The sequence below is a fragment of the Pseudomonas sp. H3_A02 genome (genome assembly GCF_054671965.1).
This window is the reverse complement of sequence record NZ_CP162807.1, coordinates 2,758,352-2,773,764: the sequence shown is the minus strand read 5'-3', so window position 1 is coordinate 2,773,764 and position 15,413 is coordinate 2,758,352. Positions and strand designations below refer to the sequence as shown.

Genomic DNA, 15,413 nt, shown 5'->3' with positions numbered 1-15,413 from the left:
TCGGCTCCCTCAGAGACCGTGTTATCTTCATCGCGGGCAAGCCTTGCTCCCACAGGGTTTAGTGTTTGGCCCTGCAGATTTGTCAGCTCCGCACCAAACCGTCTTTACCCAAGCTTTACGCCCCCCTGACCGCCGCTGACCTTGATCTCCGTAATCTGCACACATCCGGAACTGACCGGGAATGAGACAAGGAGACACACCATGCGCAAGACCCTTATCGCTCTGATGTTCGCTGCCGCCCTGCCGACCGTCGCCATGGCCATGCCCGAAGGCCCCGGCCCGATGGGGCCGATGGACGGCCCACGCCACGGCGGCCAAATGCATGACAAAGGTCCCTACAGCCAACTGGACCTGAGCCGCGAACAACGCCAGCAGATTCGCCATATCATGGGCGAACAGCGCCACGAACAACGGGAACTGGTCGACAAGTACCTGGCCAAGCTGTCGCCAGCCGACCAGAAAGCCATGCAGGACGAAATGCAAGCCCGGCATCAGAAGGTCGATGCCCAGATCCGTGGACTGCTGAAGCCTGAGCAGCAAAAAGAATTCGACGCGATCCAGAAGAAACAGGCCGAACGTCGCGCCGAGTGGGCTGAGTTCAAGGCCTGGAAAGCGCAACAACCGCAAAAAGCGCAATAATGCACTGAAGCTCCCCAGCCCAACGGCCCATCGCCGTTGGGCTTTCTTTGTTTTCGAGGATTTATCGTGCGTTCATTGTTCTGGCGCATCCTGGCCAGTTTCTGGCTGGCCATCACCCTGGTTGCAGGGCTTTCGATCCTGATGGGCCACATGCTGAACCAGGACGCCTGGATCCTCAGCCGCCACCCGGGCCTCAACACCCTGGCCGAAGAATGGACGCAAACCTATGAAAGTCAGGGCGAGGACGCCGCCCAGGACATCCTGCAACAACGCAAGCGCCAGTATCGCATCGACGTCCAGGTGCTCAACGAAAGCGGTGACCCGGTGGTACGCGGCACCTTCCCGCCTCGCGCCGCCGCCTTCGAGGCACGGCAAAAGCGCCTGCCCTGGCGGCGGCTGACCGACGAGTTCACCAGCGCCAAAACCGGCGACACTTACCTGTTCATCTACCGCATTCCCCATCCTGAACTGGACGCCTGGCACCGCGAGAGCCTGCTCTTGCCCCTCAGTGCACTGGGGATCGCGTTGGTGGTGCTGACACTGTTCAGCTTGTTGGTGACCTTCTCCATCACCCGTCCACTGAGTCGCCTGCGCGGCGCCGTGCATGACCTGGGGCAAGCCACCTACCAACAGAACAGCCTCGCCAAACTGGCCAATCGTCGGGATGAATTCGGCGTATTGGCCACTGACTTCAACCGCATGGGCGCACGCCTGCAAAGCTTGATTGCCAGCCAGCGCCAACTGCTGCGCGACGTGTCCCACGAACTGCGCTCGCCCCTGGCCCGACTGCGCATTGCCCTGGCATTGGCTGAACGGGCCAGCCCCGAGGAACGTGAAAAACTCTGGCCGCGCCTGACCCGCGAATGCGATCGCCTGGAGGCGCTGATCAGCGAAATCCTGGTCCTGGCCCGGGTCGATGCCGACAACGCCGGCGCCGAAGAGGTGGACCTCAACGGTTTGCTGGTCACCCTGCAAAAAGATGCGCAGTTGGCTTCACCGGAGCAAACCGTGCAGCTTGAAACCGAGGCGGACCTGACCCTCAAGGGCTGGCCGACCATGATCGAGCGGGCGGTGGACAACCTGCTGCGCAACGCCCAGCGCTTCAATCCGAGCGGGCCATCGATCGAGATGCGCGCGGTGCGCCAGGGCGAACGGATCCTGATCAGCGTGCGCGACCACGGGCCCGGCGTGGAGGCCGAACACCTGGGGCAATTGGGCGAACCGTTCTACCGCGCCCCCGGCCAGACTGCCGCCGGCCATGGCCTGGGCCTGGCCATCGCACGCCGTGCCGCCGAACGCCATGGTGGTGCGCTGGTATTAGGTAACCATCCCGAAGGCGGCTTCATTGCGACATTGGAACTGCCGTTGGTGCCGGGGGCCGTGGTACTACCTTAAGTTCAAAAATGAACCTGTGGCGAGGGAGCTTGCTCCCGCTGGGCTACGAAGTAGCCCCAAGATTACGGTTGCTGCGCAACCGAGTGGGAGCAAGTTCCCTCGCCACAAAAGCTCCCTCGCCACTGGAAATCAAACAAGGCAAGGTGAGCGACGTGGCCGTACCCAACGGCAAGCACGATCTCATTAAACCAAACGATAATTCCTCTTATTCAATCTGCCCCGCCCTGTTAGACTTTGCGCCCTCTTTTCACCTATCGCCCAGGTCGCCCGATGCCGTCGTTGCCTCTTCGTTTATGTGCACTGTTCATGGCCCTCGGCCTGAGTGCCTGCGATGATGCCCCGCGTTTTACCCAGGCCGAACCGGGTGAAGCCCGGTCCGGTGGCGCCGCGACGGTGCGCAAGAGCGATCAGAACGCCTTTTCCCAGCCCTCGGCCAACCTGCCGCCCTCGCGGCGCGTGGATTTCAGCGTCGGCAACAGTTTCTTCCGCAGCCCCTGGGTGATCGCTCCTTCGACCACCACCGCCCGGGACGGCCTCGGGCCCTTGTTCAACACCAACGCCTGCCAGAACTGCCACGTCAAGGACGGTCGCGGCCATCCGCCGGCGCCGGACGCGACCAGCGCGGTGTCGATGCTGGTGCGCCTGTCGATTCCCGACGCACCGGCCTACGCCAAGGTCATCGAGCAACTGGGGGTGGTGCCGGAGCCGGTCTACGGTGGGCAATTGCAGGACATGTCGGTGCCCGGCGTCGTTCCCGAAGGCAAGGTGCGGGTCGATTACACGCCGGTCCCGGTGCGTTTCAAGGACGGCAGCGTCGTCGAACTGCGCAAGCCGAACCTGCAGATCACCCAACTGGGGTATGGCCCCCTGCACCCCGATACGCGCTATTCGGCCCGCGTGGCACCGCCAATGATCGGCCTGGGTCTGCTGGAGGCCATCCCCGACGAGGCGCTCCTGGCGAACGCCAAAGCCCAGGCGCGAGAGAACAAAGGCGTCGCCGGTCGTCCCAACCAGGTCTGGGACGATGTGCAACAGAAAACCGTGCTGGGGCGTTTCGGTTGGAAAGCCGGGCAGCCCACCCTCAACCAACAGAACGTCCACGCGTTCTCCGGTGACATGGGCCTGACCACGAGCCTGCGCCCTTTCGACGACTGCACCCAGGCCCAGGTCGACTGCCAGCGCGCGCCCAGCGGTAACGGTCCGGACGGCGAGCCGGAAGTCAGCGACAACATCCTGCGCCTGGTGCTGTTCTACAGCCGCAACCTCGCGGTGCCGGCCCGTCGCGACGTGAACTCGCCCCAAGTGCTGGCGGGCAAGAACCTGTTTTTCCAGGCCGGCTGCCAGTCTTGCCACACACCGAAATACACCACCGCCGCCAACGCCGCCGAACCGGAGTTGGCCAACCAGGTCATCCGCCCCTACACCGACCTGCTGCTGCACGACATGGGCGAAGGCCTGGCTGACAACCGCAGCGAATTCAAGGCCAGCGGCCGTGACTGGCGAACCCCGCCACTGTGGGGCATCGGCCTGACCGAAACCGTCAACGGCCACACCCAGTTCCTGCACGACGGTCGTGCCCGCAACCTGCTCGAAGCCGTGCTGTGGCATGGCGGCGAAGCACAAGCGGCACAACGCCAGGTTTTAGCGTTCAATGCCGAGCAGCGCGCTGCGTTGCTGGCCTTTCTGAATTCCCTTTAAATGCCTTTTCCAGAAATGGGAGCCTGACATGTTCCGTCCCAAGCTGTTGTTCACCAGCCTCGCCGCCATCGCCCTCGGCGCCTGCTCGCCCCAAGACCCACAAGCCGTCACCTCGGCCGCCATCGCCAAACAAGTGATCCTGCCGACCTACAGCCGCTGGGTCGAGGCCGACCGGCAACTGGCGACCAGCGCCCTGGCGTTCTGCCAAGGCAAGGAAAACCTGGACACCGCTCGCGCCGACTTCCTCAAGGCGCAAAAAGCCTGGGCCGAGCTGCAACCGCTGCTGATTGGTCCACTGGCCGAGGGCAACCGCGCCTGGCAGGTGCAGTTCTGGCCGGACAAGAAAAACCTGGTGGGCCGTCAGGTCGAGCAGTTGGTCAACAGCCAGCCGCAGATCGACGCCGCCGGCCTGGCCAAGTCCAGCGTTGTCGTGCAAGGGCTCTCGGCCTACGAATACCTGCTGTTCGACGCCAAAATCGACATGGCCGACGCCGCCCAGAAAGCCAAGTACTGCCCGCTGCTCATCGCCATCGGTGAACGCCAGAAGCAACTGGCCGAAGAGATCCTGTCGGGCTGGAACACCAACGACGGCATGCTCGCCCAGATGAGCAAATTCCCCAACCAGCGCTACGCCGACTCCCACGAAGCCATCGCCGATCTGCTGCGCGTGCAGGTCACGGCCCTGGACACGCTGAAGAAAAAACTCGGCACACCGATGGGCCGCCAGAGCAAGGGCGTACCTCAGCCATTCCAGGCCGATGCCTGGCGCAGCCAGTCGTCGCTGCAAGGGCTGGAAGCCAGCCTGAGCGCGGCCAGGACCGTCTGGGCCGGCGTGGACAACAAGGGCCTGCGCGGCCTGTTGCCAAGCGACCAGAAGCCGTTGGCCGACAAGATCGACGCCGCCTACGATGCCTCCTTGAAACTGTTCGCCAGCAGCCAGCGCTCGTTGACCGAAATGCTCAACGACGATGCCGGGCGCCAGCAACTCAACGATCTGTACGACAGCCTTAACGTCGTCCATCGCCTGCACGAAGGCGAACTGGCCAAGGCGCTGGGCATTCAACTGGGCTTCAATGCCAACGACGGTGACTGATCATGTTTCGACGTCAGGTCCTGGCACTGGGTAGCTTGTTGCTCGGCGCCGTCACCCTGGGCGGCTGGACGCTGTTCAAGCAAAAGGACAAGCACCCACTCTTGCTTTCGGCACGGGACGATGGCGACGGCAAGCACTACGCCGTCGGCTATCGACTGGACGGCACGCGGGTGTTCGCCACCCAGGTCGGCCAGCGTTGCCATGACATTATCAATCACCCGACGCAGCCGATTGCGCTGTTCGTCGCCCGTCGTCCAGGCACCGAAAGCTACTTGATCGACCTGCGCGACGGGACGCTGCTGCAAACCATCACCTCGTTGCCGAACCGGCATTTCTACGGCCACGCGGTCATCCATAAAAGCGGCGAATGGCTATACGCCACCGAGAACGATACCACCGACCCGGGACGCGGCCTGTTGGGCGTGTACCGTTTCGACGGCGAGCGGTTGGTGCATAGCGGCGAGCTATCCACCCACGGCATCGGTCCTCACCAGGTGTCCTGGATGCCCGATGGCGAGACGCTGGTGGTGGCCAACGGCGGCATTCGCACCGAAGCCGAAAGCCGGGTTGAAATGAACCTCGACGCCATGGAGCCGAGCCTGGTGCTGATGCAACGCGATGGCACCCTGCTGAGCAAGGAAACCCTCGCCCAATCGATGAACAGCGTGCGCCACCTGGGCATCGCCAGTGACGGCACCATCGTCTCCGGCCAGCAGTTCATGGGCGCGGCCCACGAATCGTCGGAACTGCTGGCGATCAAGCGACCGGGGCAGCCTTTCCAGGCATTCCCGGTGCCCGAAGAGCAATTGCAGGCCATGGGGCACTACACCGCCAGCGTCGCCGTGCACAGCGACCTGCGCCTGGTGGCCCTGACCGCCCCGCGCGGCAACCGCTTCTTCATCTGGGACCTGGACAGTGGCGAAGTCCGCCTGGATGCGCCCCTGCCAGACTGTGCCGGCGTGGGTGCGGTGGCCGACGGTTTTGTCGTGACCTCGGGCCAAGGGCGTTGCCGCTATTATGATTGCCGGCAGACACAATTGGTTGCAAAACCTCTGGATCTGCCGGCAGGGCTCTGGGATAACCATTTGCATCTGGCCTGAGCCAGGGAGCGACGCCCATCGGCGCCAAGCTCCCTGATTTTTCGGAAAATTCCCACGCACCACCGGCCCGCCAGCATCTGGAATAGCCCGCACACTCGGAGTAATGTGCCCGCCTATCTGTATTTTCTCTCAGCTCTTTTCCAAGGAAGTGGAACATGCTGCGACGCCGCATGCTGATCATGTTGGGTGTTGTCCTGCTGGTGGTGCTGTTGCTCGCCGGCTACAAGGCCTTCTCCGTTTACCAGCAGATCCAGTCGTTCTCTGCGCCAAAACCGCCGGTCAGCGTCGCCGTGGCCACGGCCGCCCAGCAACCCTGGCAAGCTCGCCTGCCCACCGTTGGCAGCCTCAAGGCGCTGCAAGGCGTGGACCTGAGCCTGGAAATCGCCGGGACCGTGCAGAAAGTGCAGTTCCAGTCCGGCCAAAAGGTCAAGGCCGGCCAGCCGCTCCTGCAACTGGACAGCGAAGTCGAAAGCGCCCTGCTGGAAACCGCCGAGGCCGACCTGGGCCTGTCACAACTGGATTTCGGTCGCGGCCGACAACTGGTGGGCAGCCAGGCGATCTCCAAAGGCGAATTCGACCGGCTCTCGGCGCAATTGAAGAAGAACCAGGCCACGGTCAATCAGCTCAAGGCGTCGCTGGCCAAGAAACACATCCTGGCGCCGTTCAGCGGCACCATCGGCATTCGCCAGGTGGATGTCGGCGACTACCTGGCCAGCGGCACGGTGATCGCCACCCTGCAGGACCTCAGCAGCCTGTACGTGGACTTCTACGTGCCTGAACAAACCGTGCCCCGGCTCGCCATTGCCCTGCCAGTCAACGTCAGCGTCTCGGCCTATCCCGGGCAGACCTTCGTCGGCACCATCAGCGCGATCAACCCCAAGGTCGAGGACAGCACCCGCAACGTCCTGGTGCGCGCCACCCTGGCCAACCCCGACGGCAAGCTGCTGCCCGGCATGTTCGCCAACCTGCAGGTGATCCTGCCGGACGTGGCCGCCGGAATCGTCGTGCCGGAAAGCGCCGTGACCTACACCCTCTACGGCAACTCCATGTACGTGGTGACGCAAAAGAAAGCCGCCGACGGCACGGTCGAGAAGGACGACAAGGGCCAGCCGGTCCTGATCGCCGAACGGCGCTTCGTTGAAACCGGCGAGCGACGCGACGGGCAGGTGCTGGTTGCCAAAGGCGTGCAGAGCGGCGAACAAGTCGTGATCGCCGGCCAGATCAAGCTCGATAACGGTACGCCGATCGCCATCAGCGACGACAAGACCCTGACCGAACAGAACAGCCCGCCGCGCGCGGACTGATCAAGGAACCCCCATGGCTTTTACCGATCCGTTCATCCGCCGCCCGGTGCTCGCCACCGTGGTCAGCCTGTTGATCGTGCTGCTGGGCTTCCAGGCCTGGAGCAAGCTGCCCCTGCGTCAGTATCCACAAATGGAAAACGCCCTGATCACGGTGACCACCGCCTACCCCGGGGCCAACGCCGAAACCATCCAGGGCTACATCACCCAACCGATGCAGCAGAGCCTGGCCAGTGCCGAGGGCATCGACTACATGACCTCGGTCAGTCGCCAGAATTTCTCGGTGATTTCGGTCTATGCCCGCATCGGCTCCAACAGCGACCGGCTCTTTACCGAACTGCTGGCCAAGGCCAACGAGGTCAAGAACCAGCTGCCCCAGGACGCCGAGGACCCGGTCCTCAGCCGTGAGGCCGCCGATGCCTCGGCCCTGATGTACATCAGCTTCTTCAGCAAGGAACTGAACAACCCGCAGATCACCGACTACCTGTCACGGGTGATCCAGCCCAAGCTGGCGACACTGCCCGGCATGGCCGAGGCGGAGATCCTCGGCAACCAGGTCTTCGCCATGCGCTTGTGGCTGGACCCAGTCAAGCTCGCCGGCTTCGGACTGACCGCCGCCGACGTGACCAATGCCGTGCGCCAGCACAACTTCCTTTCCGCCGCCGGTGAAGTGAAAGGCGAGTATGTGGTCACCAGCATCAACGCCAACACCGAACTCAAGTCCGCCGAAGCCTTCGCCGCAATCCCGCTCAAGACCGACGGCGACAGCCGCGTGTTGCTGCGGGACGTGGCTCGCGTGGAAATGGGTGCCGAGAACTACGACACCATCAGTTCCTTCGGTGGCACGCCCTCGGTGTACATCGGGATCAAGGCCACGCCAGGCGCGAACCCGCTCGATGTGATCAAGGAAGTGCGCAAGATCATGCCGGAGATGGAGGCCCAGCTCCCGACCAACCTCAAGGCCGAGATCGCCTACGACGCCACCCTGTTCATCCAGGCGTCCATCGACGAAGTGGTGAAAACCCTGTTCGAGGCGGTGCTGATCGTCATCGTCGTGGTGTTCCTGTTCCTCGGCGCCCTGCGTTCGGTGGTCATCCCGGTGGTGACTATCCCGCTGTCGATGATCGGCGTGATGTTCTTCATGCAGTTGATGGGCTACTCGATGAACCTCCTGACGCTGCTGGCCATGGTGCTCGCCATCGGCCTGGTGGTGGACGACGCCATCGTGGTGGTGGAGAACATTCACCGGCACATCGAGGAAGGCAAGACCCCGTTCGACGCCGCAATAGAAGGTGCCCGGGAAATCGCCATGCCGGTGGTCTCGATGACCATCACCCTGGCGGCGGTGTATGCACCGATCGGCCTGCTCGAAGGCCTGACGGGCGCCTTGTTCAAGGAGTTCGCCTTGACCCTGGCCGGTGCGGTGGTGATCTCCGGGATCGTCGCCCTGACCCTGTCGCCCATGATGTGCGCCCTGCTCCTGCGCCACGACGAGAACCCCTCGGGGCTGGCCCATCGGCTGGACATGCTCTTCGAACGCTTGAAGAGCCGTTACCAGCGCATGCTCCACGGCACGCTCAATACACGGCCGGTGGTGCTGGTGTTCGCGGTGATCGTACTGCTGCTGATCCCGGTGCTGGTCATGTTCAGCAAGTCCGAACTGGCCCCCGACGAGGACCAGGGCATCATCTTCATGATGGCCAACGCCCCGCAGCCCACCAACCTCGACTACCTGAACACCTATACCGATCACTTCATCACCATTTTCAAGGAGTTCCCGGAGTACTACTCCTCGTTCCAGATCAATGGCTATAACGGCGTGCAATCGGGCATCGGCGGCTTCCTGCTCAAGCCCTGGAACGAACGCGACCGTACCCAGATGGAAATCCTGCCCGAGGTCCAGGCCAAGCTGGAAAGCGTGCCTGGCCTGCAGATATTCGGTTTCAACCTGCCCTCGTTGCCGGGCACCGGCGAAGGCTTGCCGTTCGCGTTCGTCATCAACTCACCGAAGGAGTATGCGACGCTGCTGGAGGTTGCCGACCGGGTCAAAAAGCGCGCATTGGAATCCGGCAAGTTCGCCTTCATGGACATTGACCTGGCGTTCGACAAGCCGGAAGTCGTGGTGGATATCGATCGCGCCAAGGCCGCCCAGATGGGTGTTTCCATGCAAGACCTGGGCGGTACCCTGGCGACGCTGCTGGGCGAATCGGAGATCAACCGCTTCACCCTCGAGGGCCGCAGCTACAAGGTCATTGCCCAGGTCGAACGGCCGTTCCGGGACAACCCCGACTGGTTGAACAACTACTACGTGAAAAATGCCAAGGGTGAATCGTTACCGCTGTCGACGCTGATCACGGTCAGCGACCGGGCGCGACCGCGACAGCTGAACCAGTTCCAGCAGCTCAATGCGGTGACGATTTCAGGCTTTCCCATCGTGAGCATGGGCGAGGCCATCGAGACCGTCCGCCAGATCGCCCGAGAGGAAGCACCGGTGGGGTTCGCCTTCGATTACGCCGGGGCTTCGCGCCAATTCGTTCAGGAAGGCAGCGCGTTGTGGGTGACCTTTGCCCTGGCCCTGGCGATTATCTTCCTGGTGCTGGCCGCGCAGTTCGAAAGTTTCCGGGACCCGCTGGTGATCCTGGTGACCGTGCCGCTGTCCATCTGCGGTGCCCTGATTCCGCTGTTCCTCGGCTGGTCGAGCATGAACATCTATACCCAGGTGGGCCTGGTAACGTTGATCGGCTTGATCAGCAAGCACGGGATCCTGATTGTCGAGTTCGCCAACCAGTTGCGCAGGGAACAGAATCTGTCGCCGCGCGAAGCCGTGGAACAAGCCGCGTCGATTCGTCTGCGACCGGTGCTGATGACCACCGCGGCGATGGTGTTCGGCATGGTGCCGCTCATCCTCGCCACTGGCGCCGGGGCAGTGAGCCGCTTCGACATCGGCATGGTGATCGCCACGGGCATGTCGATTGGCACCTTGTTCACACTGTTTGTGTTGCCTTGCGTCTACACGCTGCTGGCCAAGCCGGACAAGGCCTGAAGTGGATACCTGTGGCGAGGGGTACTGTGGGAGCAAGGCTTGCCCGCGATGAAGGCGATGCGGTCTTCCAGGAATCGAGGCGACTGTTTCGCGAGCAAGCTTTGCCCCCACAATCCAAAGGGGATAAGTCCCCTCGCCACAAGGGTTGATCTGACAGTCCAAAAAATAAAGACCTCACAAGGGAGGCCTTTATTTTGATTTCAGGGCTTTCAACTCTGCGGCCTCATCCCTTGGGACAGGCTGAACATGAACAGCAGCAGATCATCGTCCGGTCGGATCGCCTCGCTGGCCTTTGCCACACGCGGCAGCGGACAATGCGCACCCGCATTGGAAGCACTGAGGATCTGCGAGCGTGGCTGTTCCCATACAGCCACCGCCATCGATGTAACTGCCAGGGCTCCGACTAAAAACAAACCTCTAGCAATTTCTAGTTTCATGACTATAAACCTTTGATAGCGCTGCCAAACGCCGCCTCATAAAAGTAGACGAGTTTTTTCCAATCGGCATCGCTGAACGACGAATGGCGCCGCAGCTGTTTCAGGTCATGGGAAGCCGCACGCCGGGCAGTCAGGCGCTGGCGACACTTTTCAAAATCGAGCAAAGCCACTTCAGCCTTGGCCGCCTCTCCCTCTCCGGTCACACGCACAAAGACGTGCTTGATGTAGATACAGCCATGTTGCCAACGGCCCTTGTGCATCCGCGCCAGTGTTTCAGCCAGTGTCAGGAGAATTTGATCATGCACCGCTTCGCCATGGCGCTCGCGGCCACCTGCGGCATACCAGTGCTCGATCTCTTCAAAACCTTCCAGCGCCTGGGTCACCAGCAGCGCACGCCACTTGTGGACCGGGTCCCGCTGGGCGCCACAGAAAATAAGCTGGGGGACGCGGACATCCAGCCGGGTCAATGCCAGCAGTGCATCTTGCTCACGAAGCACGGTCGGTCGACCGAACGGGTGCAGCCAGCTGCGATAAATATGTCCGGTCTGACGCTTGGCATAAAGCAGCTTGCCGTCCTTGTCCTTGATCCGTTGCACACCGCTTTCACCGCCGCGACGCACATTAGGCTCTTCCACCCACTCACCCTGTTGACTCCAGAAATGTTCGAAGTCACCGGGGGGAATCATTGATGCTTCTATTGCCTGCACACCCATGCCTTTACCTCTTGCGTAATACATAAACTCGCCACATGGCATAGAGCGGTAGGAAATCCAGTCGTTCCTGAATGCGAAACCCGGCCTGCCGAAACTCCCCTTCAACTGTATCAGTCGGTAACACAAATCGATTCTGGTAGTCTTTCTGCCCACGGGTGCGCTCCAGGCGCTTGCGTTTCCAGGCCTTGAAATTGCCATCGACCCACAATGAAACGATCACGCTGTCACGACTGACACGCTCGAACTCCTTCAGAATCGCCAGTCGATGCGCGGGTTCACCGATGTGATGCAACAGGCGCATACAAAAAATGCTGTCGACGGCGTTATCAGGTAAGGCGATGTCGAACGCAGAAGTGTGCAAGGGCCGTACCCGTTTTACGACATCCGTCGGTTGAGCCTCCAACGCGGTATTGAGCATGGCTTCGGAATTGTCCGCGCCGATGATGACCCGGTTCGGTTTTTCGGCCAACAAGGACCAGAAGCGCCCGGCACCGCAGGGCAGGTCCAGAACCAGACCGGGGTCTCCGACGAGTGTCAATGCACGTCGGGCCAATTGTTGGTCTCGCTGGTTGGAAAGACGGCGACTCAAGCCGCGGCGATGCTTGTGAAAATATTCCCTGGCGTGCTGCTCGTCGTATTTTTCGGAAAAATCCAGCTTGATGGGTTTGGACATTAGCGGGGCCTCAATGACTGATCGGCCCCACCTTATGAATCGGAATGTCATGCCTTTGTGAAAATTAAGTCAGGTAAACGCTCCAATGTTTACAAGACTTTTCGGTCCGGAGGCCTAGCCCCTTGGATTCAATTCCACCTCGAAGTGGCAACCGTTGGGCTCCATCGTACTGAGGCTGACGGTCCAAGCCTGGTTCTCGCAAATGCGCTGTACCAGGGACAAGCCCAGTCCCAGACCCTCACCGCGTTTTTCATTACCACGCACAAACGGCTCGAACATCGCCTCGCGTTTTTCCTCAGGAATACCCACGCCGCTGTCCTCGACTACAAATCCGGTGGTGGTCAGTGAAAGGCGGATGAAGCCCTGATCGGTGTAGTGCAGGGCGTTGCGCAACAGATTGCCCATCACCGCCGTCAGGAACGTGGCGTTATACAGGGTGTCGACAGTTTGCCCGGGCTCGAAGATCAACGTCAGGCCTTTGGATTCGATGGGCCCGCGCCACACACCGAGGAGGTTCTCGGCCACCTGCCCCAGGGTCAGCCGCGGCGACATGCCGTTGTCTTCACGTTCGGACCTGGCGAGCATCAGGAAAGTCTGCACCAGCTCACGCATCTCTTCACTGGCCCGATTGATGCGTTCGACCTGGGTACGACCGCGCGGGTCCAGCGCCGGGTTTTCCAGCAGCAACTCGCAAGAGGTCGCCAGGACCATCAACGGTGTGCGCAACTCGTGGCTCACGTCGCTGGTAAACAACCGCTCGCGGGTCAGGGCCTGGCGCAAGCGCCCCAGTGTGGCATCGAACGCCACGGCCAGCTCACCCACCTCATCGGCGGCATAATCCGGGGCCAACGGCGGCGCGAGGCCGAGGAGCTGGTCGCGATGGCGCACTTGCCGGGCCAGGCGAACCACCGGCGCCATCACCCGGCGTGCCAGGACCCAGCCCAAAAATACCGCCAGCGCCAGGCTGAGCACGAAACCAACCAGCACCACGGCAAACAGCACCCGTTCGCGCTCTTCGAAGTCGCTCTGGTCTTGCAGCAATACGTAGTGCCGGCCGTCAACGATCTCGACCATGGCGTGATAGGACAATTGCTCGCGAAACACCTCGTGGAAACCGCGCTCCAGATGGCGTAAATCCTTGGGCAACTCGAAGTCTCCCGGACCACCACTGAAATAAAACAATTGGTCAGGTTCCGGCCGGTGGTTCCAGTCCGAGACGCTGTCCATCAACAACAGGCGTTGCAGATCGCCGCCAAGCCCGGCGGAAATCAATTTCTCTTCAACCAAATGGACCGTCGCCACGATACCCATGGCGAACGCGCCAGCCACCAATGCGCTCATCAGCGCAAACGCGATGATGATCCGTTGGGCAAGGCTCTGCTTAAACTCCATCGCGGCCCTCGGCCAGGCGATAGCCGACGCCATGCACGGTGTGCAACAACGGTTTTTCGAACGGTTTGTCGATCACCTGGCGCAGTTGATGGACGTGGCTGCGCAAGCTGTCGCTGTCCGGGCAATCGTCACCCCACAACGCTTCTTCAAGGATTTCGCGGCGCAACACGTGGGGACTTTTCTGCATCAGTACCGCCAGCAGCTTCAGGCCCACGGGGTTGAGCTTGAGCAGCTTGCCTTCACGGGTCACTTCCAGGGTATCGAGGTCGTAGCTCAGGTCGCCGACTTGCAAGGCACGGCGGCCACCGCCCTGGGCCCGACGCATGACGGCTTCGATCCGCGCCGCCAGTTCCGACAGGGCAAACGGTTTGATCAGGTAGTCATCAGCCCCGGACTTGAAGCCCTGCAGGCGATCGTCCAACTGATCCCGGGCGGTGAGCATGATCACCGGCGTATCGCGCCGCGCGTCTTCGCGCAGACGCTTGCACAAGGTGTAGCCGTCGATGCCCGGCAGCATGATATCGAGCACGATCAGGTCGTAGTGTTCGGTCGCCGCCAGATGCAACCCCGACAAACCGTCCTGGGCACAATCAACGGTGTAGCCCTTGAGCCCCAGGTAATCGGCCAGGTTGGCCAGGATATCGCGGTTGTCTTCGACCAATAGAATTCGCATGGGCACCTCTGCGTACACAGTTAACGGCTGGCTTGGCCCGCGCAGCTTACGGCCAAGCGTGGCTCACGGCTAGGGTTGTATCAGCTGTGGCAGCGCGTGGTCCCTTGTGGGAGCGAGCTTGCTCGCGATAGCGGTGGGTCAGTCCCATCAATATTGGATGTGCCGACGCTTTCGCGAGCAAGCTCGCTCCCACAAAAGGCAAGTGCACCCAGGAACTGGACTGCGCGGGTATTGACGAGTTTTTCACCCAACATTCACACCGCCCGAACGCAACGCAGACCAGACTGCGCAACGCGCTGATTACGAAAACTTCCATCAAAGGTATTGCCATGGTCTCCACCGCCATCCGCCCCGCTTCCAGACCGCTGAACTTATGGATTGCCTTGGGCCTGCCTGCCGTTGTCGCGGTCATTCTGGTACTGCTGGAACTGACCACCCTGGACATGGACCTGGCCAAGCTGTTTTACGACCCGATGGCGGGTGGCTTTATCGGTCGGCACAGTTTTTTTCTGGAGGACATCCTCCACGATCGAGCCAAAGAGGTGGTGATCGTGTTCTCCGTGCTGGCGATCCTCGGCTTCATCGGTACGTTTTTCATCGCCCGGCTCAAACCGCTCAAGCGGGAACTGGGCTGCCTGGTGTTGTCCCTGGCACTGGCGACGTCCTTCGTCACGCCGATGAAAGCCGTGACGGCGGTCCAATGCCCCTGGAGCCTGAAGGAATTCGGCGGCCAGGAAACCTACAGTGAGCTGCTCAGCCCACGCCCGGCCACAGACAAACCCGGTCGATGCTGGCCCGGCGGCCACGCGGCCACCGGGTTCACGCTGTTTGCGCTGTTCTTCGTCCTGCGCGATCGCCGCCCGCGCCTGGCCCGCCGGGCCTTGATACTCGCCTTCACGCTGGGCACGGTGTTTTCCCTGGGGCGGATGATGCAAGGGGCGCACTTCTTTTCCCATAACGTGTGGACGGCGGTGTTCTGTTGGCTGATTTGCCTGGGGTGTTACTACTACATCCTGTACCGACCAGCTTCTACATCTGAGCGTGTGGCCATCACCCATCCCGCCAATGCCTGAAAGCCCCCGTACAAACCCTGTGGGAGCAAAGCTTGCTCGCGATTGCGAGGGCAGCGTCAGCATCCGGGCAAGCTGACCCACTGCGATCGCGAGCAAGCTTTGCTCCCACAGAGACAGATGGGTGCAGCTTCAAGCCTGAGATAAATCCAAGGCAATAAAAAACCCCGCTTGCTTTCGCAGGCG

At 61.6% G+C, this 15,413-nt stretch carries 13 protein-coding genes; 8 read left to right on the top strand and 5 right to left on the bottom strand.

All coding sequences use genetic code 11. From position 1 onward, the window contains the following. Positions 1-201: 201 nt before the first annotated feature. From AB4N80_RS12215 to AB4N80_RS12185, 7 genes are all read left to right on the top strand, one after another. Positions 202-639 carry a Spy/CpxP family protein refolding chaperone gene (locus AB4N80_RS12215; RefSeq protein ID WP_122569322.1) on the top strand — a complete coding sequence of 146 codons (438 nt, stop codon included), beginning with the start codon at positions 202-204 and terminating at the stop codon, positions 637-639. Between the two features lie 66 nt (positions 640-705). Beyond that, entirely contained in the window at positions 706-2,034 is a 1,329-nt protein-coding gene (locus tag AB4N80_RS12210; RefSeq protein ID WP_122569323.1) for a sensor histidine kinase, read from the top strand. A gap of 270 nt (positions 2,035-2,304) precedes the next feature. Next, positions 2,305-3,732, top strand: a complete 1,428-nt coding sequence (locus tag AB4N80_RS12205) for a di-heme oxidoreductase family protein (RefSeq protein ID WP_460082174.1) — start codon at positions 2,305-2,307, stop codon at positions 3,730-3,732. A 28-nt stretch (positions 3,733-3,760) separates the two neighbouring features. Then, positions 3,761-4,825, top strand: a complete 1,065-nt coding sequence (locus AB4N80_RS12200; RefSeq protein ID WP_122569325.1) for an imelysin family protein — start codon at positions 3,761-3,763, stop codon at positions 4,823-4,825. A gap of 2 nt (positions 4,826-4,827) precedes the next feature. Next, positions 4,828-5,925, top strand: a complete 1,098-nt coding sequence (locus AB4N80_RS12195; RefSeq protein ID WP_122569326.1) for a DUF1513 domain-containing protein — start codon at positions 4,828-4,830, stop codon at positions 5,923-5,925. Positions 5,926-6,080: 155 nt separating this feature from the next. Continuing rightward, positions 6,081-7,229 carry an efflux RND transporter periplasmic adaptor subunit gene (locus AB4N80_RS12190; protein WP_122569327.1) on the top strand — a complete coding sequence of 383 codons (1,149 nt, stop codon included), beginning with the start codon at positions 6,081-6,083 and terminating at the stop codon, positions 7,227-7,229. A 13-nt stretch (positions 7,230-7,242) separates the two neighbouring features. Further along, on the top strand, positions 7,243-10,269 hold the full coding sequence (locus AB4N80_RS12185; RefSeq protein ID WP_122569328.1) for a multidrug efflux RND transporter permease subunit: 3,027 nt from the start codon (positions 7,243-7,245) through the stop codon (positions 10,267-10,269). Positions 10,270-10,478: 209 nt separating this feature from the next. Here AB4N80_RS12185 and AB4N80_RS12180 read toward each other — a convergent pair whose 3' ends face one another. The 5 genes from AB4N80_RS12180 to colR form a co-directional block, all read right to left on the bottom strand. Continuing rightward, positions 10,479-10,706: a hypothetical protein gene (locus tag AB4N80_RS12180; RefSeq protein WP_122569329.1), complete on the bottom strand. Its 228-nt coding sequence runs from the start codon at positions 10,704-10,706 to the stop codon at positions 10,479-10,481. Positions 10,707-10,708: 2 nt separating this feature from the next. Next, positions 10,709-11,419 carry a lipopolysaccharide kinase InaA family protein gene (locus AB4N80_RS12175; protein WP_122569330.1) on the bottom strand — a complete coding sequence of 237 codons (711 nt, stop codon included), beginning with the start codon at positions 11,417-11,419 and terminating at the stop codon, positions 10,709-10,711. A 4-nt stretch (positions 11,420-11,423) separates the two neighbouring features. Continuing rightward, positions 11,424-12,092, bottom strand: a complete 669-nt coding sequence (locus tag AB4N80_RS12170) for a class I SAM-dependent methyltransferase (RefSeq protein ID WP_122569331.1) — start codon at positions 12,090-12,092, stop codon at positions 11,424-11,426. A gap of 114 nt (positions 12,093-12,206) precedes the next feature. Continuing rightward, a complete protein-coding gene (locus AB4N80_RS12165) occupies positions 12,207-13,484 on the bottom strand; it encodes a sensor histidine kinase (RefSeq protein WP_122569332.1) in 1,278 nt (425 codons plus the stop codon). Further along, positions 13,474-14,157, bottom strand: coding sequence for a two-component system response regulator ColR (gene colR, locus AB4N80_RS12160; protein ID WP_024779529.1), 684 nt, complete (start codon positions 14,155-14,157; stop codon positions 13,474-13,476). Before colR ends, AB4N80_RS12165 begins: the two co-directional genes overlap by 11 nt. Before the next feature lie 329 nt (positions 14,158-14,486). Between colR and AB4N80_RS12155 the strand changes: the two genes are divergently transcribed. Continuing rightward, positions 14,487-15,230, top strand: coding sequence for a phosphatase PAP2 family protein (locus AB4N80_RS12155; protein ID WP_460082165.1), 744 nt, complete (start codon positions 14,487-14,489; stop codon positions 15,228-15,230). The last annotated feature ends 183 nt before the right edge of the window (positions 15,231-15,413 follow it).